Below are 23,633 nucleotides of genomic sequence, written 5' to 3' on the forward strand. Positions count from 1 at the left end.
TCCTCCACCATGCGGGCCTTGGCCGCGAGATCGGGCCCCGAAACATGAGGTTGGGGGCGGCATGCGGGCCAATGTTGAAAGCGGGATAGCAAAAATTGACGTTTGCGTAAACGTCAATTTGGTCGCCGCTACAAAATTTACTTATGCCAGCCTATCGGCACGAGCGGTGCATGGCTTTGCGCAAAGCGAGGGTGGTCAAGCAAAAAGAGCCACGCAGGCGGGCCGCGCGGCTCTTACCTTCAAAGCTTTCGCCGGGAACTGCGGAGCGAAATCAGCTGGCGGCGCTGGCCGGGGCCGAACGCTCGGACAGCATCTGGCGCACGGCCGACATCGAGCCGCTCAACTCGTTGATGGCGTCGTCGATCAGCGCGCGCTGCTTCTGCAGGCGGGCAAGCTGCTTCTCCGACTTGTCGAGAGCCAGCCGCAATTGCTTGATGTTGGATCCCGTCGGATCGTAGAGATCCATCATCTGCTTGACGTCGCGTAGCGAGAACCCGACCTTGCGGCCGAGGAGGATCAGCTTCAGCCGCGCCTTGTCGCGACGCGTGTAGAGCCGCGTCGCCCCATCGCGCTTTGGATTGAGCAGGCCCTTGTCTTCATAGAACCGCAGCGTGCGCAGAGTCACGCCGTATTTCTTGGCCATCTCGCCGATGCGCACCAGCTCCTCGCCGGCTTCGGCAGACATATTGTTGGTGTTGGCCGCGGCTTCGCCGGGCGAAACAAGTTTCATAGTCACTGGCTTTCCCCTGTCGTGGCATCGCGGTCTCGGACCTTGCAACGCCTGAGTGGAAGCGGGGGCATGCTTCCAGTCGTGGTTTCAACTAATTCATCGCAAAAGGCACGAACGGCGCCCCTCTTACGTTTACGTCAATTCTATAACGATAGCCGCCGCATGACGCAAGGGCGTTCTGGGATTGCGAAACCTTATGCCGCACCCCCGGCGCCGGGTCCGAACGGGCACCGCCTGTATTTCCAGCAATGCCGTAACTTCTTAAGCTTGGTTAACGCCTTGTTTACCACGATGGGTGAAATGTGCGGATGTCGGTCACCCGTGTTTATCCTGTAGCGAATTTTTCACGGTTTTTCGGAGAGCGGGCATGGCCCGGGAAGCTCGTCTTTCGCCGCAGCAGTGCCGCGCGGCCGCCTTCGTTCCCGACAAGGACCTGGGGAAACTGGCAGCAAGCCGGCCATTCTGAAAAACGGACGCATCGATGAACAGCAAGCGGTCCTATCTCGATACACTCAACGCCGGCAGGCCGCGCAGGCCGAACACTACGCTTGATGAATTGAACCGCTCGCTGGAAACGCTGGAGCAGCGGCTGGAGCGCAAGCGCGAGGACGCCGCCGAGCGCTTCGATCCGCGCCGGCCCGCTCCGGAGCCGCGCTACGCAAGTGCCCAGCCCTACGCCCCGCCGCCGCGCTGGTACGAGGACCCGCAGCCCGCGCCGCGGCCGAAAAGCCCTGTGACGGCCGGCTTCGACCAGAACTATCAGGCGATCGCGCGCGACATCGACCGCGTGCGCGGCCAGGAAGACAGCGTCGCCGTGGTCGGCAAGATCGCCGGCGAATTGCGCGGCCTGCGCGAGGAACTTCGCCATCAGATGACCGCCGGCCTGCAGCGCGAATTCGCCGCGCTGCGCAAGGACATCGAACGGGCGTTCCAGGCGAGCAACCAATCGGGTGGTCAGGCAAGCGGCTTGCCCGGCAAGGGCAGCGCCGAACTCGGCGTCGAATTCGAGCGGCTGTCCGGCGCCATCCAGACGCTGGCCGAGAAGAGCGACGACCGAAGCGTCAACATGCTGCGGCTCGAGCTTGAGCAGGTAAAGACGGCGCTCGACACATTGGCGCGCGAGGAAAGTGTGCTGAAGGTCGACCGCCGCTGGGACGATTTCGACCGCCGCTGGAGCGCGTTCGAGGACCGTGTCGACGCCGACCAGCGCAACCGTGCCGACGGCCCCGGATTTTCGGCCCTGACCGACCGGCTCGAACAGATCAGCAATGCGGTCCACAATCTGCCGGAATCGCTGTCGCTGCGCTCGATGGAAGAAAAGGTCCGCACGCTTGCCGGCGCCGTCGATCATTTCGTCAGCCAGCAGAGCAACCGCGGCGGCGACACGCTTGGCCTGATCGACGAACGGCTCGACGAGATTTCGCGCGCCATCGTCGCCTCGACCGTCGCCGCACAGGCCAATTCCTTCGACCCCGAACCCTTTGAACGCATCGAGAAGCGGATCGCCTCGCTGGCGCAGCAGATCGAGGAAGTCGTGCAGGTTCGTCCGAGCGGCGAGGTTCTCGACCGTCTCAGCACGCTGTCGAACAGGGTCGACGAGCTTGCCGGCCGCGCCAATCTGCCGGAACAGGCGATGGAGCGCCTCGGCAAGCAGATCGCGATGATCGCCGACAAGATCGATCGCGCCCCGGCCATGCCCGACGCCGACTATATCTTCCAGGGTCTGGAACAGCGCTTCGACGTGCTGTCGGGCATGATGGAACGTCGGCAGGGCGACGCCATCGAACAGGGCAACATGCTGTTTCGCGATCTCGAGCGGCGGCTGGACGAGGTTGCCGACCGGCTGGACCAGCGCCAGCCGCAGGCTGACAGCGCCGGCATCATGGACGCCATCGACGCACGCTTCACCGCGCTCGCCCAACGCATGGAGACGCGCATTCCCGATCCTGCCAACGAGGCGGCGATCCGCGGCCTGGAAAGCCGGCTCGAAGACATTTCAAGCCGGCTGGAATCGTCGGCCGCGCAGGTCGCCGGCATCGATCCGGCACTGATCCGCAGCCTTGAGGCGCAGGTCTCCAGCCTATCGGCGCATCTGTCGAAGCCCGGCACGCCGCTGCCGGAATTCGAGGACATCAGCCCGCGCCTCAACGAAATCGAGAAGTCGCTGGCCGGAACCCGCGAATCCATCATGGGCGCGGCACGCGAAGCAGCCGAGAGCGCCGTGCGCTCGCTGGCAGATTCCAACGCCAACACCGCGGCCGTTACCGGCCTTGCTCAGGATCTGAAGACGCTGGAAGCGCTGACGCGCCGTTCGGACGAGCGCAATTCACGGACATTCGAGGCTATCCACGACACGTTGCTCAAGATCGTCGATCGTCTGGGCTCGCTGGAGACCAGCGAACCGGCGGAGGCGGTGAGCGAGCTTCTGGATGCCCAGGCCGAGCCGGCGCGGCGGGCCCGCGCTGCACGCGCCTCCAAGATTTCGGTGCAGGACGCGCCGTCGATGGATATCGACCAGCCGCTGCCGCTGACCGGAGACATGGCCGATCTCGACGGCCGCGCCGCCGCCATCATGCGCAGCGAGCCGGATATGCGCGCCGACCCGGGTACGCGTAGCGACCCGGGTACGCGTAGCGACCCGGTCATGGGCAGCGAACCCGTGCGGCGCTCGCCAGCCGAGGCTGCCGCGGCCGCTGCCCAGGCAGCGCTCGGTTCCGACAGGATTGCCGAGAAAGGCGAAGCCACGGCCAAGACGTCGCTGTTCGGTGGATTGGCGCGCGCCTTCAGGGGCAAGAAGCCGGCTGACATGCCGCCGCTTGCCGGCTCGGGGCCCAATGTCGACATGCCGAGCGTCGATCTCGACGAGCCGCTCGATCCGAAGCTCGCCAACCGGCCGTTGGAGCCGGGCTCCGGCGCGCCCGACCTCAACGCCATCATGAAGCGCGTACGCGACGAACGTGGCCCACCGGTGCGCCAAAACTCCGGCGATGCATCGAAATCCGACTTCATTGCCGCTGCTAGGCGCGCGGCGCAGGCTGCGGCCGCCGAGGCCGACGCGCTGAAACGCCAGTCCACCATGAAGGGCCCGGTCAAGGCGCTTCGTATCGGCGACCTGCTCAAGGCGCGGCGCAAGCCGATACTGATGGGAGCGGTCGCGATCATGCTGGCGCTTGCCGGCCTGCAACTCGGCAAGGCCTTCTTCGCCGACCCGGTCGAGGTCGCAAGCAACGATACAGCGCCGATCGTCGCCTCGCAGCCGGTCGAGACTGCTTCGGTCAACGCTGCCAGCCAACCCAAGGCAGACGCGCAGGTGGCCGTGCAGGACGCGCCGGCCCGGACCGTCAGGCAGGCGGAGCCCACGGAACCGGCAGTTGGCAACGATGCGCCAATGAATGCGGCCTCGATCGCCGAGCCCGAAATGCCGGCCGTGGAACCCGCGCCAGCGCCGATGGCTCTGGCCGATCCGGCCCCCGCGCCAAATGCAATGCTGCCGACGACCGCCACTGCGGAACCGGCGGCTGCTGACGCGCAGCCTGCGGCCGCCGTCATGGCGCCCTCGGCCTCGGATACGACGGCCTCGGATACTACCGGCGCCATTCCGCCGGCTGATGCCGCGGTAGCACCTGTCGTGGCCAAGATAGACGTTCCGGCCGATGCCGGCCCGCAAGCCTTGCGCGACGCGGCTGCCGGCGGCGACGCCAAGGCGCTGTTCGAGCTCGGTTCGCGCTATGCTGAATCGCGCGGCGTCAAGGAAGACATGGCGGCAGCGGCCAAATGGTACGAAAAGTCGGCCGAGCTCGGCTTCGCACCGGCGGAATACCGCATCGGCAATTTCTACGAGAAGGGCATCGGCGTCACGCGCGACGTCAAGAAGGCAAAGACCTTCTACCAGCTCGCCGCCGCGCAGGGTAATGCCAGCGCCATGCACAATCTGGCCGTTCTGTTTGCCATGGCCGCCGACGGCGTGACCGACAATGAATCGGCCGCGCACTGGTTTCAGGCGGCGGCCGATGTCGGCGTCAAGGACAGCCAGTTCAATCTCGGCATCCTGGCGGCAAAGGGCGTCGGCATGAAGCAGAGCCTGGAGGAATCCTACAAATGGTTCGCGCTCGTCGCCAAGACCGGCGACAAGGATGCGGCTGCAAAGCGCGACGAAGTCGCCACTGCGCTGCGCCCCGAACAGCTGGAGCGGGCGCGCGCCGCCACGGAACTGTGGAAGCCGAAGCCGCTCGACCCGGCGTCCAACTCGGCCGACATTCCTGAATCCTGGCAGGAAGGCACGCCGCAGACCACCGCCAGCGTCGACATGAAGAAGGCGGTCAAGAACATCCAGCTCATCCTCAACAAGAACGGCTACGATGCCGGCGGCGCCGATGGCGTGATGGGCGGCAAGACCAAGACCGCAATCATGGCTTTCCAGACCGAAAACAAGATGCAGGCGACCGGCGAAATCGACGAAAAGCTGGTGAAGGCGCTGCTGGCGCACAAATAACGGCAGATGCGTCGCTAACGCGACGCCCTGCCATACATTTGCCTGCTAACTGCTTGAGATGTTTTTTGTTTCGGTAGGGCGGCGGGGTTTGATCCCACTGCCCCGGCGGTGCAAGAAAGAATTGGCTTTTCGGTGCGACAATGCCCTGGAATGGCTGCAATCGCCGACAGGCAAACTGATCGAGACTGACGGGTGGGCATCTATCTCCCGATCGCGGAAATTTCCGTCAACGTCTTCGTGCTGCTGGCAATGGGCGCGGCGGTGGGTTTCCTGTCGGGCATGTTCGGGGTCGGTGGCGGCTTTCTGATCACGCCGCTCTTGATCTTCTACAACATCCCGCCGGCAATCGCCGTTGCTACCGGCGCCAACCAGGTTATCGCCTCCTCCTTCTCCGGCGCGCTGTCGCACATGAAGCGCGGCACGCTCGACTTCAAGCTCGGCGGGGTGCTGCTGGCCGGCGGCATTGTCGGCTCGACCGGCGGTATCTTTGTCTTTGCCTTCCTGCGTCGGCTCGGCCAGCTCGATTTGTTCATTTCGCTGCTCTACGTCGTGCTGCTTGGCACCGTCGGCGGGCTGATGCTGGTCGAGAGCGTCAATGCGCTGCGCGCGACGCGCAGCGGTGCGGCGCCGGTCTTGAAGAAATCCGGCCAGCACAACTGGATCCACCGGCTGCCGCTGAAGATGCGCTTCAGGGCCTCGAAGCTGTTCGTCAGCGTCATTCCGGTGCTGGGGCTCGGCGCCGGCATCGGCTTCCTGTCGTCGATCATGGGTGTCGGCGGCGGCTTCATCATGGTGCCGGCGCTGATCTATCTCTTGAAGGTGCCGACCAACGTCGTCATCGGCACCTCGCTGTTCCAAATCATTTTCACCTCGGCCTACACCACGCTTGTCCACGCCACCACCAACCAGACGGTCGACGTCATGCTTGCCTTCCTGCTGATGGCGGGCGGCGTTGCCGGCGCGCAATATGGCGCCAAGGCAGGACAGAAGCTGCGCGGCGAACAGCTCAGGGCACTGCTGGCGCTGCTGGTGCTGGCGGTCGCGATCCGGCTTGCCATCGATCTCTTCGTCACGCCGCCAAACCTCTATTCGCTGACCGCCGCGGGCCTGAACTGATGCTGCGGTGGGGGATTTTTTCGGCCGCCGTTTTGCTTTTCGCCCTCGCTCTGCCGGCGGCAGCGCAATCGCCGAACCCCTTGCCGGAAGGCATCCAGATCGGTCTCTCCACCGACGCGGTGTCGATCACCGCCGGGTTTTCCGGCGCCGACCTGACCATTTTCGGTTCGCTGGAAAATCCCGACCCGCTGGTCGCGCGACAGGGGCGCTACGACGTCATCGTCGTGCTCGAAGGCCCGCCGCGGCCGGTGGTGGTGCGCCGCAAGGACCGCGTGCTCGGCGTCTGGGTCAATCTGGAATCCGAGACCTTCGAGAACGTGCCGGTATCCTACTCCGTCGCCACGACGCGGCCGCTGCAGGACATCACCGAACCCAACAGCTACAAGCAGCTGTCGCTCGGCGCCTCCAACCTTTACATGCAGCCGGCCGAGGTAACCGACAGTCCGGCGACGATCGAGGAATTCACCGTGGCGCTGCGCGAGCGCAAGGCGGCGACCGGCCTCTATAGCGAGAATGTCGGCGGCGTGCAGTTCTTGTCGCAGAACCTGTTTCGCGCCACGGTGCGGCTGGCGCCCAACGTCCCGGTTGGAACCCATAAAGCCCGCGCGTTCCTGTTCAAGAGCGGTCTGTTCCTCAAGGAAAGCTCGGCCCAGCTCGAAATCCGCAAATCGGGCTTCGAACAGTCGATCTTCCGCGTCGCGCATGATTACTCGTTTCTCTACGGCGTCTTCTCCGTGTCGCTGGCCATGATCACCGGCTGGCTGGGCAGGCTGATTTTCCGCAGGGATTGACGCGCAGGACCCATTTCCGGGGAAAAGGGGTTCCCCTTTTCTCAGTCTTGCGATAGACCGCCGCCTCCCAACCCTCGGGTTACACGCACAATCATTCGGCAGAACGGTCAGGCCTCTGGACGGCGCGCGCCTTGCGGACGCCCGCCACAGCGACGACCCAATGACAGGAGGCTGCAATGCACCAGGCATTTGGCGGCATCGATTTCGGCACGTCCAATTCTACGGTGGGCGTGATCCGCAACGGCCAGGCACGGCTGGTGGCGCTGGAAGGTGAACAGCCGACATTGCCAAGCGCGGTTTTCTTCAACTTCGAGGACGGTCACACCTATTTCGGCCGCCGCGCCATTGCCGACTACACCGATGCCATCGAAGGCCGGCTGATGCGGTCGCTGAAGAGCGTGCTCGGCAGTTCGCTGGCGCATGAGAAGACGCGGATCAAGGCCCGGCAGATCGGTTTCATCGACATTGTCGGCATGTTCGTCGGCCATTTGAAGAAGCGGCTTGAGGAAGATGCCGGCGCTCCGGTGGAGAACGTTGTGCTCGGCCGGCCGGTGCAATTTGTCGACGAAGATGTGGAAGCCGATGCCAAGGCGCAAAGCGAGCTTGAAAAGGCGGCGCGCGCGCAAGGCTTCAAGCACATCGCCTTCCAGTTCGAACCGATCGCGGCAGCGCTCGACTATGAGCAGGACGTGAAGCGCGAGGAACTGGCCTTGATCGTCGACATGGGCGGCGGCACGTCCGACTTCTCGATCGTGCGGGTTTCGCCGCAACGCGCCCGCTCACGCGACCGCAAGGACGATATCCTGGCCAACCGCGGCATCCATATCGGCGGCACCGATTTCGACCGGCTGCTCAGCATTGCCCATGTCATGCCCAAGCTCGGCTACCTGACGCCCACAAAAGACGGCAAGCGCAACCTGCCGGCGAGCTATTTCATTGATCTCGCGACGTGGCAGCGCATCAACCTCGTCTATACTGCCAAGGCGATGACGCATCTGAGGCAAATCCGCTTCGAGGCCGTCCGCGCCGACCTTGTCGACCGCTTCATCCATATTGTCGAGCACCGTTACGGCCATGCGCTGGCCGGCCTCGTCGAACGAGCCAAGATCGCGCTGACAGATCAGGCTTCGGCTGATGTGACGGTGGCACTGCCCGGCGCGGGTTTTGCCGCCGAGATCACGCGGACCGGCCTGGAAGAGACCATCGCCGCCGACATCGAGCGGGTGTCCGCTACGGTGCGGCAGACGATTGCCGATGCCGGCATAACGGCGTCTGCGATCACCGCCGTATTCCTCACCGGCGGTTCGACCGCGATCCCGCTGGCACGGCGTGAAATCCTGTCGCTGGTGCCGCAAGCCGCCGTTATCGAGGGCGACATGTTCGGCTCGGTTGGCCTCGGCCTGGCGCTGGATGCGCAGCGGAAGTTCTCCTGAACACATAACTGCGGCTACCCACAATGACCATAAATACCCAAACGAGGCCGCACCATTTCACCCCGACCCTAGACCGATATCAGATGCCCTGAGGACGGCTATGCCGGGATGCCGTTCCCCGCTTCAGCGCCGAGATGCGCCTTGAGCGCCATCTGGGCCAGGCTTGCCCGGCGGTCACGATGGGTGATCATGGCGAAGTCGCGCTTCGGCAGTTCGAGCGGCACCGACCGGAGACTGCCCTCGGCGACGGCGCGTCCGACGACGAGGTCCGAGATGATGGTGGCGCCGGCGCCGGCCTCGATCGCCTGGCGAACCGCCTCGTTGCTCGGCAGCACCAGAAATATCTGCAGGTCGCCAAGCGATATCCCCTCGCGGCGGGCCAGGTCCTCCAGCACCTCGCGCGTGCCGGAACCACCCTCACGGATGATCCAGCGCAGCCCTCTGATATCCGGGCGGCCCGGCGCGATCTCGGCGATTTCGGGATGCGAGGCGGCGACGACCAGCATCAACCTGTCGACGTCGACCTTGGTGCGGCGGAGGATGTCTGACTCGGTGCGCCCCTCGACCAGACCGAGATCGGCGGTGCCGTCGAGCACATTGGCCTCGACCTGCCTGGTGTTGCCGATGCTGACGCTTAAGCGCACCGCCGGGTAGGCCTCGTGGAAAGAGGCCAGCCTGCGCGGCAGCCAGTAGCTGGCGATGGTCAGGCTGGCGGCGATGGACAGACTGCCGGCGACCGTCTGCGAGACATGCTCCAGCACATTTCGGGCGGCGGCGGCGCGTTCCAGCACCGCCTTGGCCTCGGGCAGGAAACGGTGGCCGGTCTGAGCCAGCTCGATGTTGCGGCCGACACGGTTGAACAGATGAACGCCATGCTGCTCTTCGAGCGCGCGGATGGCGGCCGACGCCGCCGACTGGGAGATGCCCAAAAGCTCCGCCGCCTTGGTCATATGGCCGCGTTCGGCAACGGCAACGAAAATGCGCAACTGGTCCAGCGTCATGTGTGCATTAAGAACCAATTCCGATCGAATTTACAAGAACAACTGATTAGACGGATCGATAGCTTTATTCTACTTTTTCTGCCGAAGTTAGAAAAAATTCGCCAACAAATCGCAGCCAACAAAATGATCGGGCGGTTCAGATCCCTGTTTGCGCATTGGACCCGTGGCCTCAGGCGGCGGCTGGCCGGCGACCGCTATCATCCTGAAGAACACTATATGCGTGGCCCCGGACCGAAGACGCGGGCCAAATTCGCAGGTAGCAAAAGCACGCCGGCATCATGAACCCAGCTGCGCCGCGCGGGGCCAATTCCGCACCGTCGCAACGGCCGCTTGCCGACACGCGCGCGCCGGATGAAGGCGACGGCGTCGACACCTCGCCCGATGTCTCCGACAGCATCGCCAAGACCACCTGCTATATGTGCGCCTGCCGCTGCGGCATCGACGTCCATATCAAGAACGGCAAGGTGCGCTACATCAACGGCAACAAGGACCATCCGGTCAACCGCGGCGTAATCTGCGGCAAGGGCAGCTCCGGCATCATGCAGCACTACAGCCCGGCGCGGCTGAAGAAGCCGCTGTTGCGCAGCGGCCTGCGCGGCTCGGGCGAATTCCGCGAGATCGAGTGGGAGGAAGCGTTTTCGATTGCGACCGGGCGGCTATCGAATATCCGCCGGGCCGATCCGAAAAAGCTCGCCTTCTTCACCGGGCGCGACCAGTCGCAGTCGCTGACCGGCTGGTGGGCGAGCCAGTTCGGCACGCCGAACTTCGCCGCCCATGGCGGCTTCTGCTCGGTCAACATGGCGGCCGGCGGGCTCTACACGATCGGCGGCTCGTTCTGGGAGTTCGGCGAGCCGGACTGGGACAATACGAAATACTTCATGCTGTTCGGCGTCGCCGAGGACCATGATTCCAACCCGATCAAGATCGGCTTGGGTAAACTCAAGGCGCGCGGCGCCAAGGTGGTGTCGATCAACCCCTGTCGCACCGGCTACAACGCCATTGCCGACGACTGGATCGGGATCCGGCCCGGCACCGACGGCCTCTTCGTCTTCGCCCTAATCCATGAACTGCTGAAGGCAGGCCGCGTCGATCTCGATTATCTGCTGCGCTACACCAACGCCCATGTGCTGGTCGTCCAGGAGCCGGGCGCGGTCGATGACGGGCTATTCCTGCGCGACAGCGACAACAATCTTCTCGCGTGGGACAGAGTGGCGAAGACAACCGTCAACGCAGCCGATGCGGATGCGAAGCCGGCGCTGACCGGCAGCTTCACGTTCGCCGGCCGCCGCTGCGTGCCGGTGTTCCGGCTTATCGCCGACCGCTACATGGACGACAGCTACGCACCCGATGCGGTCGCGGCACGATGCGGCATTCCGGCCGACACCATCCGCCGGATCGCTGCCGAACTCGCCCACGTCGCCTTCGAACAGACGGTCGAACTGCCGGTTGCGTGGACCGACTGGGCCGGACGCCGGCACGAGACGATCAAGGGACGGCCGGTGTCGATGCATGCCATGCGCGGCATCTCGGCCCACTCCAACGGCTTTCACTCCTGCCGCGCCATCCACCTGCTGCAGGTGCTGCTCGGCACGGTGGACGTGCCCGGCGGCTTCCGTTTCAAGCCCCCCTACCCGCGCTCGGCGCCCCCGGGACCGAAGCCGGCCGGCAAGGTGGTCAGGCCGATGACGCCGCTCGACGGCATGCCGCTCGGCTTCGTCTGCGGGCCGGACGATCTCCTGGTCGACGAGGCCGGCACGCCTTTGCGCATCGACAAGGCTTATTCCTGGGATGCGCCGCTCGCCGCGCATGGGCTGATGCATACGGTCATCCGAAATGCGTGGGCCGGTGACCCGTACCCGATCGACACGCTGATGATGTACATGTCGAACATGGCTTGGAATTCCTCGATGAACACCGTCGAGACCATTGCCATGCTCACCGACCATGACGAAGCGGGTAACTACAAGATCCCCTTCATCATCTATTCCGACGCCTATTATTCCGAGACGGTGCCGTTCGCCGATCTGGTGCTGCCCGACACCACCTATCTCGAACGTCACGACTGCATCAGCCTGCTCGACCGGCCGATCAGCCATGCCGACGGGCCGGGCGACGCGATCCGCCATCCGGTGGTCGAACCGGACCGAGATGTCAGGCCGTTCCAATCGGTGCTGATCGAACTTGGCGCTCGGCTTGGCCTGCCCGGCTTCGTCGAGGACGATAGCTCGGCCAGATATGCCGACTATGCCGACTACATCGTCAATCACGAACGCACGCCCGGCATTGGGCCGCTCGCCGGCTGGCGCGGCAAGGACGGCACGTCTGTCGGCGAGGGCGAAGTCAATCCCGACCAGTTGCAGCACTACATCGACAATGGCGGCTTCTGGCACCAGGATTTTGCTGAGGACCAGCGCTATTACAAGATGGCGAACCGCTCCTATCTCGACTTCGCAGAGCAGATGGGGTTCATCCCCAAGGCCGAGCCGATCGTGTTCCAGCTCTATTGCGAACCGATGCAGCGCTTTCGCCTCGCCGCGCGCGGTCATGGTCGCGTCCAACCGCCGGAGAGCGAGCGCCAGCGCATCGAGACCTATATGGACCCGCTGCCGTTCTGGTTTACGCCGTTCGAGGAGGCCGCCGTCGATCCGCAGAAATATCCGCTGCATGCGCTGACGCAGCGGCCGATGCACATGTATCATTCCTGGGGTTCGCAGAACGCGTGGCTGCGGCAAATCACCAGCCAGAACCGCCTGTTCGTGCACCACAAGACCGCGGCGGGCCTCGGCCTTTTCGACGACGACTGGGTGTGGATCGAAAGCATCAATGGCCGGGTGAAGGGGCAGATCAAGCTGGTCGACGGGGTCAATGCGGATACGGTCTGGACATGGAACGCCATCGGCAAAAGGCGCGGCAGCTGGGGGCTTAAGGACAACGCTGCCGAGAGCAATCGCGGCTTCCTGCTCAACCACATTATCGGCGACCAGACATCGGCTGACGCGAAAGGCAAACGCTATTCGAATTCCGATCCGGTGACCGGCCAGGCGGCGTGGTTCGACCTCAGGGTACGCATCCTCAAATGCTCTGATGAGGAAGCCGGCTTCACCGAACCGCAATTCGAGCGTTTCAGCCAGCCGCCAAATGTCGAGCCTTCGCCCGACATCCTTCGCTTCGGCGCCGAGTTCCGCGTCAATAGGGAAGCCGTGGAATGACCTGCCTTCCCGCCCATACAGACAAGAAGCTTGGCCTGGTCATCGACCTCGACACCTGCGTCGGCTGCCAGGCCTGCGTCACCGCCTGCAAGGAGTGGAACACCGGCGGCCACATGGCGCCGCTGACCGACATCGACCCCTATGGCGGCCATGTCGACGGCGTCTGGTTCAACCGCGTGCACAGCTACGAGCACACGACCGAGGCGGGCGGGCGCACGGTCAACTTTCCGCGCTCCTGCCTGCATTGCGAGACGCCTGCCTGCGTCACTGTCTGCCCGACCGGCGCGTCCTACAAGCGGGCGTCGGACGGCATCGTGCTGATCGACGAAAGCAAATGCATCGGCTGCAAACTGTGCAGCTGGGCGTGCCCCTATGGCGCGCGCGAATTCGACACCGATGTCGGCGTGATGAAGAAATGCACGCTTTGCGTCGATCGCATCTACAATGACAATCTGGCCGAGGAAGACCGCGTGCCGGCCTGCGTTGCCGCCTGCCCGACCAGCGCCCGGCATTTCGGCGATCTCGGCGATCCCTCGTCGGCTGTCTCGCAACTGGTGGCGGAGCGTGGCGGCGTCGACCTGATGCCGGAGATGGGCTACAAACCGACCAACAAATATCTGCCGCCGCGCGCCCAGCGCGCCGCATCGGTGCCGGCGCCAAGGCTCGAGCCAGTCACGGCCGAAGGCGGTTTTCTCGGCTGGATCGACCGCATGCTTTCGAACTGACCAATGCATCCAGCCTTTTCCGTCGTCTTCTTCACAACTGCCACAGGAGCGGGCTACGGCCTGCTGGCGCTGCTTGGCGTGCTTGGCGGACTGGGTTTTATCCCGGCCCATTTCTGGCTCGGCCTTATCGGCATGGGGCTGTCGCTCGGCCTGATCGCCGCCGGCCTATTGTCCTCGACCGGCCATCTCGGCCGCCCCGAACGTGCATGGCGCGCCTTCTCGCAATGGCGCAGTTCCTGGCTGTCGCGCGAAGGCGTGGCCTCGGTCGCGACCTTCATTCCCGCCGGGCTGTTCGGCATCGGCTGGGTGTTTTTTGGCCGCACCGGAGGCTGGATGGCCATCGCCGGGTTTCTCGCAACTATCGGCGCAATCGTCACCGTCTGCACCACCGGCATGATCTATGCCTCGCTGAAGCCGATCGCGCAGTGGCATAGCCCGTATACGCTGCCGGGCTATGTCATCTTTTCGGCGATGACCGGCAGCGTGCTGTTGAACGCGCTGCTGCAGGCTTTCGCCATCAGCCCGACCGCCGTTGCGGTAGCCGCCCTGCTGCTGACCTTGCTCGGCTGGGGCTGGAAGCTGGCGACGTGGCGATACAATGACGCGCTGGAGATTGCGAGCACCGCCAACACGGCAACGGGGCTCGCCGGGGGTACAGTGCGCTCACTGGAATGGCCGCACACCGAAGAGAACTACCTGCTCAAGGAAATGGGCTTTCGCATCGCGCGCAAGCACGGCGCCAGGCTGCGTCGTATCACGCAGGTGCTGGCTTTCGCCTTGCCTGCCCTGCTGCTTGCTGTTCTGTTCGCTTTGCCCTGGCCGTTCGCAGCGGCGCTGTCGGTGCTTGCGGCAATCGTCCAGTTTGCCGGCATGCTGGTCGAGCGCTGGCTGTTCTTCGCCGAGGCGAAGCACACCGTCACCCTCTATTACGGCCGGTAGAGCGTCCCGCCGTCAGGCGGCTCGCGCTTCTGGCGCGACGGGCAAATCCTTAAGGAGGATTTCGATCGCGGCATCGACAACAGCTGTCCTGCGGTCGTGCGCGTAAAGGCCGTATTGGACCGTGAGCGGCTCGGGCAGACCGGCTGACGTCTTCAGCACCCGCATCGAAGCGGTGCGCACCGATTCGGGCGGAAGCAGTCCAACGCCCAGTCCGTTCTCGATCGCCGCCTGAAGGCCGGTGACGCTCTGGCAGGACAAGGCGATCCTGTGCTGCCGGCCGGCGGCAACCAGCGCCTCTATCATACGCCTGCGCCAAGGGCAGGTTGCGCCAAAGGCGACGAGATCGAGCGGCCGGTCATGATCCAGCACATAGTCCTGGGCACAGACCCACTGCAGTTCGACATTCCATGTCCTCAGGGCATCGGCTGTTACGACGGATGTCGGGGCAATCATGACATCCAGCGCGTCCTCGCTCCATAGCCGTCCGAGCGAGACGCTGTGCTCGACCATCGCGCCAAGGCTGATGTCGGGATAGGTGCGATGCAGCCGCCCGAGCGCGGCCGAAAGCGCTGCCGTCGTGACCTCCTCGGCGAGACCGATTCGCACGCCGCCGCCTATGCCGGTCTGCTGCAGACGCGCCACCGCTTCATCGCCGAGAGCCAGGATGCGGGTGGCGTATCCCAGAAAGAGCTCTCCCTCCGCAGTCGGTACGACACCGCGGCCGGTGCGCTGGAACAAGTGCCGTTGGAGCAGGCCCTCCAGCCGGCGCATCTGCATGCTCAGCGCCGATTGGGTCTTACCGGTCTGCGCGGCGACCCTGCTCAGGCTACCCTGCCGGCAGACCGCGACATAGGTGCGGAGAAGGTCGAGGCCGATCTGTTCAGATATCATTTTGTTTGAACTCTGATGTCACCGGTATCAGTCTACAATGATATCCCGCCACGCGCTATCTCACACTCAAGGGAACAGCGCAGGGGAGAAAACCATGAAAGCGATCCGTGTTCACCGCCATGGCGGGCCAGATGTGCTCGCCTACGAAGATGTCGACATCGGCCAGCCCGGACCGGGCGAGGTGCGCGTGCGCAACCGGGCGGTCGGTCTCAACTTCGTCGACATCTATTTTCGCACCGGCGAATACGCGCCGCCCGCTCTGCCATTCATTCCCGGCAATGAAGGCGCCGGCGAAATCGTCGCCGTCGGTGAAGGCGTCAGCGGCTTCGCGCCTGGCGACCGAGTCGCCTATGTCGAGACCCTCGGCGCCTATGCCGAAGAACGCATCGTGCCAGCGCATTTCGTCGTGCATCTGCCCGACGCCATCGATTTCGAGACGGGCGCGGCCATGATGCTGAAGGGGCTGACGGCGCAATATCTGCTGCGTCGCACGTTTCGCGTCGAGGCGGGCCATACAATCCTGGTGCATGCCGCGGCGGGCGGCGTCGGCCTCATCCTGACGCAATGGGCAAAGCATCTCGGCGCCATCGTCATCGGCACGGTCGGTTCACCCGAAAAGGCCGAACTTGCGCGCGCCAATGGCTGCGACCATGTCATCGACTACAGCAAAGAGAATTTCGCCGCACGGGTGAAAGAGGTCACCAACGGCGAAGGCTGCCACGCCGTCTATGACGGCGTCGGCAACGCGACCTTCCCCGCCTCGCTCGACTGCCTGCAGCCGTTCGGCACCTTCGTCAGCTACGGCACAGCGTCGGGGCCGATCCCGCCCTTCGACATCATGCTTTTGATGCAAAAGGGTTCGCTGTTCGCCACCTGGCAGTTGCTGTTCCATCATCTCGCCAGGCGGGAGGACGTCGTTGCCATGAGCGAGGATCTGTTCAGCGTCGTCCTCAGCGGCGCAGTGAAAATCCCGGTGCACACAAGCATGCCGCTTGCCGAAGTGGCGGAGGCGCACCGCCGGCTCGAAGCACGGCAGACGACAGGCGCAACCGTGCTTATACCGTAGAAACTCAGCCCGGCCGCAGCATCGAACCGGAAATGGCGAAGATGCGCGCGGCGCCCATCATATAAGCTATCAACGTCTCGCGGCGGAACAGGCCGGCATAGGCGCGGTCGAGCACGTTGAGCGAGCCGGTATAAGCGCCGAAGGCCGGCATGATCATGCGGCCGCCATCGCCGGCAAAGCAGCGCCGCCGCACCGAGCGGCCCTGCTGGACGATGCGGGCGCAAGGGTGAAGATGGCCGGCAACTTCGCCCTCGGTTCTTATCTTCGACGGCTCGTGGCGGAACAGCAGCGAGCCGATGGCGAGTTCGCGCACCGTCTCGCCGGGCAAATCCGCCGGCGCTTCCGGGTCATGGTTGCCGGCGACCCAGAACCAGTCGCGGCCGGCCATCAATGCTTCCAGCCGATCTCGGAAGGTTTGATGCATGCGCTCGGCGCCGCCGCCGTCGTGGAAGGAGTCGCCCAGGCTGATGACGATGGCCGGCTGGTAGTCCGCGATTACCGCCTGCAGCCGGAGCAGAGTGGCGCCGGTATCGTAGGGCGGGATCAGTGCGCCGCGCCTGGCGAAGGACGAGCCCTTTTCCAGATGCAGGTCGGAGACCGCGAGCAGCCTCAGATCGGGGAAATAGAGCACGCCGCGCGAATCACAGACCGCGCGCTCGCCCGCGATGCCGACAAAATCGGCCTCGGCGATCAGCGATGCCCGCGCCAGCGAAAAATTCATTCCTCAACCATCCCAGGACCCATGGCTTCCTCGACCAAAGTCGCGGCATCCATCAGCAGCGTTTCGTCGGCCTCGCCATTCACCGGCATCTTGCCGATTTCGAGCATGATCGGCACGGCCAGCGGCGATATCTGTTCGAGTGCCTTATGCACGATTCGACCCTGGATACGCGAGAGCATGTCGGCAAGTCTGCTGACATCGAGCAGACCGGTCGCCGCGTCGGCGCGCGTCGCCTGCAGCAGGATGTGGTCGGGCTCATGGCTGCGCAGCACGTCATAGATCAGATCGGTCGAGACGGTGACCTGACGGCCGCTTTTCTCCTGTCCCGGGTGGCGCTTCTCGATCAGGCCTGAAATCAGCGCGCAGTTGCGGAAGGTGCGCTTGAGCAGCCAGCTGTCGGCCAGCCAAGCCTCGAGGTCGTCGCCCAGCATGTCCTGGTCGAACAGAGCGCCAAGCGAAGGTTTCCGCGATTTGAACATCGCGCCCATATCGCCCAGCGACCAGATGGCCAATGCGTAGTCGGTGGCGACGAAGCCAAGCGGCCTGGCGCCGGCCCTGTCCAGCCGGCGGGTGAGCAGCATGCCGAGCGTCTGGTGCGCCAGCCTGCCCTCGAAAGGATAAGCGACGAGATAGTGACGGTTGCCGCGCGGAAAGGTCTCGATCAAGAGGTCGTCGCGTTTGGGCAATACCGATTTGTCGGCCTGGTAACGCAGCCAATCTGACACCTGCTCGGGCAGCTTCTTCCAGCGCTGCGGGTCGTCCAGCATGGCGCGCACCTGCTCGGCGAGGTAGGTCGAGAGCGGAAATTTGCCGCCGCCATAATAAGGCACCTTGGCGTCGCTTCCCGGCGCATTCGAGACGAAGCATTCGTTCTCGCGGATGCCTTCGAAGCGCAGGACTTTGCCGGCAAACATGAAGGTGTCGCCATGCGTCAGCGTTTCGAGGAAGGCCTCCTCGATCTTGCCCAGAACCCGGCCGCCGTGCGAAGCCGAGCCTTTGCTGCCGGCCTTGACGTAACGCACATTGAGCGCCGGCACCTCGATGATCGTGCCGACATTCAGCCGGTATTGCTGGGCAACGCGCGGATTGGAGACCCGCCACATGCCGTCCTTGTTGAGGCGGATTCGGGCGTAGCGCTCGTAGTTCTTCAGTGCGTAGCCGCCGGTGGCGACGAAATCAATGACGCGGTCGAATGTCGGCCGGTCGAGGCTGGCATAGGGCGCTGCTGTCAGCACTTCCTCGTAGAGATCGTCGGCGCGAAACGGCGCCCCGCAGGCGCAGCCCAGCACATGCTGGGCCAGCACATCGAGCCCGCCATTGACCAGCGGCGGCGTATCCTGGGCGCCCAGATAGTTGGCGTCCAGCGCTGCCCGGCACTCCAGCACCTCGAAACGATTGGCCGGGATGAGGATCGCCTTCGACGGCTCGTCCATGCGGTGGTTGGCACGGCCGATGCGCTGCGCCAGCCGGCTGGCGCCCTTGGGCGCCCCGACATGCACGACCAGATCGACGTCGCCCCAATCGATGCCGAGATCGAGCGTCGAGGTGGCGACGATGGCACGTAAGGCATTGTCTCCCATCGCCTTCTCGACGCGGCGGCGCTGGGCGACATCGAGCGAGCCGTGATGCAGCGCGATCGGCAAGGTATCCTCGTTGACCCGCCATAATTCCTGAAACAGCAGCTCGGCCTGGCTTCGGGTGTTGACGAACAGCAGCGTGGTCTTGTGGCGCTTGATCTCGCGATAGATTTCCGGCGTGGCGTAGCGCGCCGAATGGCCGGCCCAAGGCACGCGCTCCTCCGAATCGAGGATGGAAATTTCGGGCTTTGCACCGCCGGTGACAACGATGAGCTCAGACATGTCCCCCGGAGGATTCTGGCTCACCAGCCAGCGCCGCAACTCGTCGGGCTCGGCCACCGTTGCCGACAGACCGATCGTCTGCAGGCCGGGCACGATGCTGCGCAGCCGCGCCAGCCCGAGCGCCAGCAGATGGCCGCGTTTCGATGTCACCAGCGAATGCAACTCGTCGAGCACGACATAGCGCAGATCCTCGAAGAAGCGCCCGGCATCGCCGGCCGCGATCAGCAGCGCCAATTGCTCGGGCGTGGTCAAAAGGATGTCGGGCGGCGCCAGTTTCTGGCGCTGCCGCTTGTGCGAAGGGGTGTCGCCGGTGCGCGTCTCGATGGTGACGGGCAGGCCGATCTGCTCCACCGGCTTGCCGAGATTGCGCTCGATGTCGACGGCCAGCGCCTTCAGCGGCGAGATGTAGAGCGTATGGATGCCGCGCCGTGCCATACCGGCTTTGCGTCTGGGGCGGTTGGCCAGTTCGGTCAACGATGGCAAGAAGCCGGCCAGTGTCTTGCCGGCGCCGGTCGGTGCGATCAAGAGCACCGATTGCCCGGCTTGAGCCTTCGCCAGAAGCTCGATCTGGTGAGCGCGCGGCGACCAGCCTTTTTCGCCAAACCATCTGATGAATGGCTCGGGCAGAAGGACGGCGGCATTCTGTTTGGCAAGGCGCGGCTGCTCGGTCACGCGAAAGAGGTAGCGCGACGGCGCGCGATCGCCAAGGAAAATCGGAACAAAAGGTGATCGGGTGAGCTATCCCTCGCCGCATTTAGGGGGAGAGGATGCCGGCAGGCAGGTGAGGCGCAGCGCGACCTTTCAGTCGCTGGCGTCGCCCCTCATCCGCCCTTCGGGCACCTTTCCCCGTGAACGGGGCGAAGGAAGAGGCGCTAGGGCCGCCGAAACCCCGTCGGCCCGCCATAGAGATACCCAATCCGGTCGATCGCCTCCTTCAGCCCTTCGCGCGAGACCAGCATGGTGTGGCCGTTGGCGTGGATCATGGTCTCGGCGTCGGTCATCACCGCGACATGCCCCTTCCAGAACACGAGGTCACCGCGTTTCAGCCCGGCATAATCGGGTCCCGGATCGAGCGGCTCGCCGAGGCCTGCCGCTTGCATGTCGGAATCACGCAGCACATTGCGGCCGGCCATACGCATGGCCAGTTGCACGAGGCCAGAACAGTCGATGCCGAAGCCGGAGGTGCCGCCCCAGAGATAGGGCGTGCCGAGAAACATCTCGGCGACCGAGACATAGTCGGCGGCGATATCACTGACCGGGCGCACATGGCCGGCAATGAGCGCCTCGCCGGAGGGCAACAGCGCATAGTCCGTGCCGCGCGTTTCGGCAGCGCCGGTCACCGTCACCGTCGAGCCCATCGACAATTGGCCGCTGATCGGGAAGCGCAGATCCGGGCCGGGATAGAGAAAAGTGCGCGGCGCCGTGACGATGTGGGTTGGCGCATGCTCGCGTGCGCCCAGCATGGTGGCGCCGACGTAGCCGACATAGCCGTCGCGTTCGGCCTGGACCCAGGCCCATCCCTCGGCTTCCTCGAAGACAAGCACATCGTCGCCGAACAGAATTTGCGTGTTGACGCCGGCATCCGGGCGCGGTGCCTTACGCAGGTCAGCCACGGAGGCTGTGATCCGGGCCGGACGGCCGGTGACGAAGCGATCGGCCGAAACCTCCCCTTTCAGCCTGGCATCGGCGAGGTCGGAACGGAAGGCGTGGAGGCGGGCATCCCTGGCAGTCAAATCGGTACTCGTTCTAATTCATGGATTGATCAGATGGGCAGTTCATGAGCCCTGGCAACGATACCATCCCCGAAGCGCTCGACAAAGAGCGCGCCTTCGACCGTGCGCCGGATCAGCACATTGCGCTTGTCGAGCTCGTCGCGATGGCGTGACACCAGTTTCAGCGCACCCATCGTGTCGAGCGCCCGGGTGATAACCGGCTTGGTGACATTGAGGCGGGCGGCTAGACCGCGCACCGTGTGCGGCGGCGGGTCGAGATAGATGGTGAACAGGATCGCCGTCTGGCGCATGGTGAGATCTGGCGCGCCGGCGCGCACCTGCGACAGCATCACCTGCTGCCACAGCCGCATCGCCTGGCTCGGACGCATCGAAATCGACATCGCCCGAGCATGACGGCAAATTGTTTCGGTTCCGTTTCAGTTTTGGTGGCCGTCTCAGGGCGTCAGGCATAGCGCCTCGAAATGACCCGCTCCAGTGCACGGATGCCTTGCGCCTCTCCGCCGGCGGGTCCGTAGGGGCGATCGGACGGGTTCCAGGCGAAGATGTCGAAGTGCGCCCAGCCCGTTGTCCGTTCGACAAAGCGCTTGAGGAAAAGCGCCGCGGTGACCGAACCGGCGAAGCCGTCGGTGGTGACGTTGTTGATGTCGGCGATCTTCGACGCCAGCCTGGCGTCATAGGGCCGCCACAACGGCATGCGCCACAACGGATCCTCGACGGCCACCGAGGCCGCAGCCAGTTCGGACGCCAGCGCTTCGTCGCCAGTGTAGAAAGGCGGCAGATCGGGCCCGAGCGCGACACGCGCTGCCCCGGTCAGCGTCGCCATGTCGATCAGCAGTTCCGGCTCCTCGTCATCGGCCAGCGCCAGCGCGTCGGCCAGCACCAACCGCCCTTCGGCGTCGGTGTTGCCGATCTCGACGGTAATGCCCTTGCGGCTGGTCAGTACATCTCCAGGCCGGAAAGCGTTGCCGGCAATCGAATTCTCGACCGCCGGGATCAGGACGCGCAGCCGCACCTTCAGCCCGGCAGCCATGATCATCGAGGCCAGGCCCAGCACATTGGCGGCGCCGCCCATATCCTTCTTCATCAAGAGCATGCCCGAGGACGGCTTGATGTCGAGGCCGCCAGTGTCGAAACAGACACCCTTGCCGACCAGCGTCACCTTCGGCGCGCCTTCCGGTCCCCAAACCATATCGATCAGGCGCGGCACTCCGACCGAGGCCCGGCCGACCGCATGGATCATCGGGAAATTCTGCTTCAGGAGATCATCCCCCTTGATCACCGATACCTCGGCCTTGTGAGTGGCCGCCAGGGTCCGTACGGCCTTCTCCAACTCGTCCGGTCCCATGTCGCTGGTCGGCGTGTTGACGAGGTCGCGCGCCAGGAAGACGCCGTCGGCGATGCGCCGGACACGACCCGCATCGGCGCCGGACGGCAGCGCAAAACGCAACGCCTTGCCTGATTTCTTGCCGTAGCGAGTGAAGACATAGCCGCCGAGCACCAAGCCTATGGCCGCGAGTTCCGGCTCGGCTGGAGCGGCGGCAAAATGCCAGTCGCCTTCCGGCAAGGCTCTCGCCAGCATGCCGACGGCCAGCGCGCCCTCGCCATCACCGACGCCGAACAAGGCGCCGGCAAGGGAACCGTTGTCGCCGGGGACGGCGAGCGTCCTGCCGGCTTCGCCGGAAAAGCCGTTGGCGGCCGCCCATGCGGTCATGGAAGGCGAAAGTCCCAAGGCCTCCAGTCCATCCCTCGCGACCAGATGGACCGGCAAGGCAGTGTTTAGTGTCTCGATGAGTTCGACGGGCATTTGATGGTCTCCGGGAGGCTTGCAGGTCGTCCTCAGTCAAGTGACAGGGACGTCGAATGATTTCAACATCTATGCACAGGGGCCGGGCATGGGACGTGCCAGGCCAAAGGCTTCCGGCGGGCCGTTCACCGATCCGACGGCTCACTTTTTAACTGTCCGTTAGGGTTAACAGAATATTTCTGCGGGGATGAAGATGGCCACGTGAATGGCCACGCGCAGGAATGGAGAGCCCCGTGCCGATGCCCACCAACCGCAGGATGAACGTCACGGGCAAACGGTTGGTCACCACGGCACTGCTGATGGCGCTGGCGGCCGGTGTTGCCGGGTGCGGAACCAGCAAGCTCACGACCGGCTCGATCGGGCGCACCAGCGGCAAACCGCTGGAAACCATGTCGGCCAGCGAGTTGCACGGGGCGACCGGGCGGCTGGGCGAATCCTACGCAAAGAACCCCAACGACAAGCGGCTGGCGACAAATTTTGCGGCGGCGCTCCAGATGGACGGCGATGCCGACCAGTCGCTTGCCGTGATGCGCAAGCTGGCGATCGCCTACCCCAAGGATCGCGACGTGCTTGCCGCCTACGGCAAGGCGCTGGCCGCCAACGGCCAGTTCGAGCCGGCGCTCGACGCCGTGCGCCGGGCGCAGACGCCGGAATATCCGGACTGGCGGCTGATGTCGGCCGAGGCCGCCATTCTCGACCAGCTTGGCCAGAAGGATGAAGCGCGCCAGAACTACCGCAAGGCGCTGGACCTAAAGCCGAACGAACCCTCGATCCTTTCCAATCTCGGTATGTCCTATGTGCTGGAAGGCGATCTGCGCACCGCCGAGACCTATATGCGCTCGGCAGCCCAGCAACCGAATGCCGACAGCCGGGTGCGCCAGAACCTTGCGCTGGTCGTGGGACTGCAGGGCCGCTTCGACGAGGCCGAGAAGATCGCGTCGCAGGAGCTTTCACCCGAACAGGCGCAAGCCAATGTAGCCTATCTTCGCCAGATGCTTGCCCAGCAGAACGCCTGGAGTCAGCTCAAGGATCAGGACAAGGCAAAGCCGGCGACCAACTGAGCGCCGCATGGGCGCCGGCTCCGCACAGCGCAAAATCCGTCCACATCTCAAAGCTGAAAACA

Annotated in this window: 19 protein-coding genes; 11 read left to right on the forward strand and 8 right to left on the reverse strand. The window is 64.4% G+C overall.

Annotation, left to right across the window (positions count from 1 at the left end; all coding sequences use genetic code 11):
* Positions 1-271 precede the first annotated feature (271 nt).
* Positions 272-730, reverse strand: coding sequence for a MerR family transcriptional regulator (locus tag NKJ78_RS08950; RefSeq protein WP_023740746.1), 459 nt, complete (start codon positions 728-730; stop codon positions 272-274).
* Between the two features lie 481 nt (positions 731-1,211).
* Between NKJ78_RS08950 and NKJ78_RS08955 the strand changes: the two genes are divergently transcribed.
* The 4 genes from NKJ78_RS08955 (at position 1,212) to NKJ78_RS08970 (ending at position 8,562) form a co-directional block, all read left to right on the forward strand.
* Positions 1,212-5,222 carry a peptidoglycan-binding protein gene (locus tag NKJ78_RS08955; protein ID WP_352562420.1) on the forward strand — a complete coding sequence of 1,337 codons (4,011 nt, stop codon included), beginning with the start codon at positions 1,212-1,214 and terminating at the stop codon, positions 5,220-5,222.
* Positions 5,223-5,414: 192 nt separating this feature from the next.
* A complete protein-coding gene (locus tag NKJ78_RS08960; RefSeq protein ID WP_023669608.1) occupies positions 5,415-6,338 on the forward strand; it encodes a sulfite exporter TauE/SafE family protein in 924 nt (307 codons plus the stop codon).
* Positions 6,338-7,129, forward strand: coding sequence for a TIGR02186 family protein (locus tag NKJ78_RS08965; RefSeq protein ID WP_023740748.1), 792 nt, complete (start codon positions 6,338-6,340; stop codon positions 7,127-7,129). Before NKJ78_RS08960 ends, NKJ78_RS08965 begins: the two co-directional genes overlap by 1 nt.
* Positions 7,130-7,305: 176 nt before the next feature.
* Positions 7,306-8,562, forward strand: coding sequence for an Hsp70 family protein (locus tag NKJ78_RS08970; protein ID WP_352459183.1), 1,257 nt, complete (start codon positions 7,306-7,308; stop codon positions 8,560-8,562).
* A gap of 98 nt (positions 8,563-8,660) precedes the next feature.
* Here NKJ78_RS08970 and NKJ78_RS08975 read toward each other — a convergent pair whose 3' ends face one another.
* Positions 8,661-9,563, reverse strand: coding sequence for a LysR substrate-binding domain-containing protein (locus NKJ78_RS08975; RefSeq protein ID WP_023738201.1), 903 nt, complete (start codon positions 9,561-9,563; stop codon positions 8,661-8,663).
* Here NKJ78_RS08975 and NKJ78_RS08980 point away from each other — a divergent pair.
* The 4 genes from NKJ78_RS08980 to NKJ78_RS08995 are packed head-to-tail and all read left to right on the forward strand — an operon-like array spanning position 9,513 to position 14,436.
* The gene (locus NKJ78_RS08980; RefSeq protein ID WP_198031477.1) at positions 9,513-9,845 is read left to right on the forward strand and encodes a hypothetical protein; all 333 of its coding nucleotides are present in this window, start codon (positions 9,513-9,515) and stop codon (positions 9,843-9,845) included. The genes NKJ78_RS08975 and NKJ78_RS08980 overlap by 51 nt on opposite strands.
* On the forward strand, positions 9,842-12,772 hold the full coding sequence (locus NKJ78_RS08985; RefSeq protein WP_023738200.1) for a molybdopterin oxidoreductase family protein: 2,931 nt from the start codon (positions 9,842-9,844) through the stop codon (positions 12,770-12,772). The genes NKJ78_RS08980 and NKJ78_RS08985 overlap by 4 nt, the downstream gene beginning before the upstream one ends.
* Positions 12,769-13,497, forward strand: coding sequence for a 4Fe-4S dicluster domain-containing protein (locus NKJ78_RS08990; protein WP_023738199.1), 729 nt, complete (start codon positions 12,769-12,771; stop codon positions 13,495-13,497). Before NKJ78_RS08985 ends, NKJ78_RS08990 begins: the two co-directional genes overlap by 4 nt.
* Before the next feature lie 3 nt (positions 13,498-13,500).
* Positions 13,501-14,436 (forward strand): dimethyl sulfoxide reductase anchor subunit family protein, encoded by a 936-nt coding sequence (locus NKJ78_RS08995; RefSeq protein WP_023738198.1) that lies wholly within the window; start codon positions 13,501-13,503, stop codon positions 14,434-14,436.
* A gap of 12 nt (positions 14,437-14,448) precedes the next feature.
* Here the strand turns inward: NKJ78_RS08995 and NKJ78_RS09000 are convergent, their stop codons facing one another.
* The gene (locus tag NKJ78_RS09000; RefSeq protein WP_023681972.1) at positions 14,449-15,327 is read right to left on the reverse strand and encodes a LysR substrate-binding domain-containing protein; all 879 of its coding nucleotides are present in this window, start codon (positions 15,325-15,327) and stop codon (positions 14,449-14,451) included.
* A 94-nt stretch (positions 15,328-15,421) separates the two neighbouring features.
* On the opposite strand from NKJ78_RS09000, the gene NKJ78_RS09005 reads away from it, so the two are divergent.
* A complete protein-coding gene (locus NKJ78_RS09005; RefSeq protein ID WP_023738196.1) occupies positions 15,422-16,393 on the forward strand; it encodes a quinone oxidoreductase family protein in 972 nt (323 codons plus the stop codon).
* 4 nt (positions 16,394-16,397) lie between these two features.
* Here the strand turns inward: NKJ78_RS09005 and pdeM are convergent, their stop codons facing one another.
* Positions 16,398-17,114, reverse strand: a complete 717-nt coding sequence (gene pdeM, locus NKJ78_RS09010; RefSeq protein WP_023669598.1) for a ligase-associated DNA damage response endonuclease PdeM — start codon at positions 17,112-17,114, stop codon at positions 16,398-16,400.
* Positions 17,111-19,600, reverse strand: a complete 2,490-nt coding sequence (locus NKJ78_RS09015) for a ligase-associated DNA damage response DEXH box helicase (protein ID WP_352459310.1) — start codon at positions 19,598-19,600, stop codon at positions 17,111-17,113. Before NKJ78_RS09015 ends, pdeM begins: the two co-directional genes overlap by 4 nt.
* Between NKJ78_RS09015 and NKJ78_RS09020 the strand changes: the two genes are divergently transcribed.
* On the forward strand, positions 19,508-19,702 hold the full coding sequence (locus NKJ78_RS09020) for a hypothetical protein (protein WP_245260413.1): 195 nt from the start codon (positions 19,508-19,510) through the stop codon (positions 19,700-19,702). The two genes, NKJ78_RS09015 and NKJ78_RS09020, sit on opposite strands and share 93 nt — an antisense overlap.
* A gap of 143 nt (positions 19,703-19,845) precedes the next feature.
* Here the strand turns inward: NKJ78_RS09020 and NKJ78_RS09025 are convergent, their stop codons facing one another.
* From NKJ78_RS09025 to NKJ78_RS09035, 3 genes are all read right to left on the reverse strand, one after another.
* Complete coding sequence (locus tag NKJ78_RS09025) at positions 19,846-20,706, reverse strand: C40 family peptidase (RefSeq protein ID WP_023738194.1); 861 nt, start codon at positions 20,704-20,706, stop codon at positions 19,846-19,848.
* Positions 20,707-20,735: 29 nt separating this feature from the next.
* Positions 20,736-21,086: a MarR family winged helix-turn-helix transcriptional regulator gene (locus NKJ78_RS09030; protein WP_023669596.1), complete on the reverse strand. Its 351-nt coding sequence runs from the start codon at positions 21,084-21,086 to the stop codon at positions 20,736-20,738.
* A 62-nt stretch (positions 21,087-21,148) separates the two neighbouring features.
* A complete protein-coding gene (locus tag NKJ78_RS09035; protein WP_023738193.1) occupies positions 21,149-22,510 on the reverse strand; it encodes a leucyl aminopeptidase family protein in 1,362 nt (453 codons plus the stop codon).
* A gap of 239 nt (positions 22,511-22,749) precedes the next feature.
* Between NKJ78_RS09035 and NKJ78_RS09040 the strand changes: the two genes are divergently transcribed.
* Positions 22,750-23,571, forward strand: a complete 822-nt coding sequence (locus NKJ78_RS09040; protein WP_023669594.1) for a tetratricopeptide repeat protein — start codon at positions 22,750-22,752, stop codon at positions 23,569-23,571.
* The last annotated feature ends 62 nt before the right edge of the window (positions 23,572-23,633 follow it).

Origin of the sequence: Mesorhizobium sp. M0037 (genome assembly GCF_040323635.1) — a bacterium.
Lineage (GTDB): Bacteria > Pseudomonadota > Alphaproteobacteria > Rhizobiales > Rhizobiaceae > Mesorhizobium.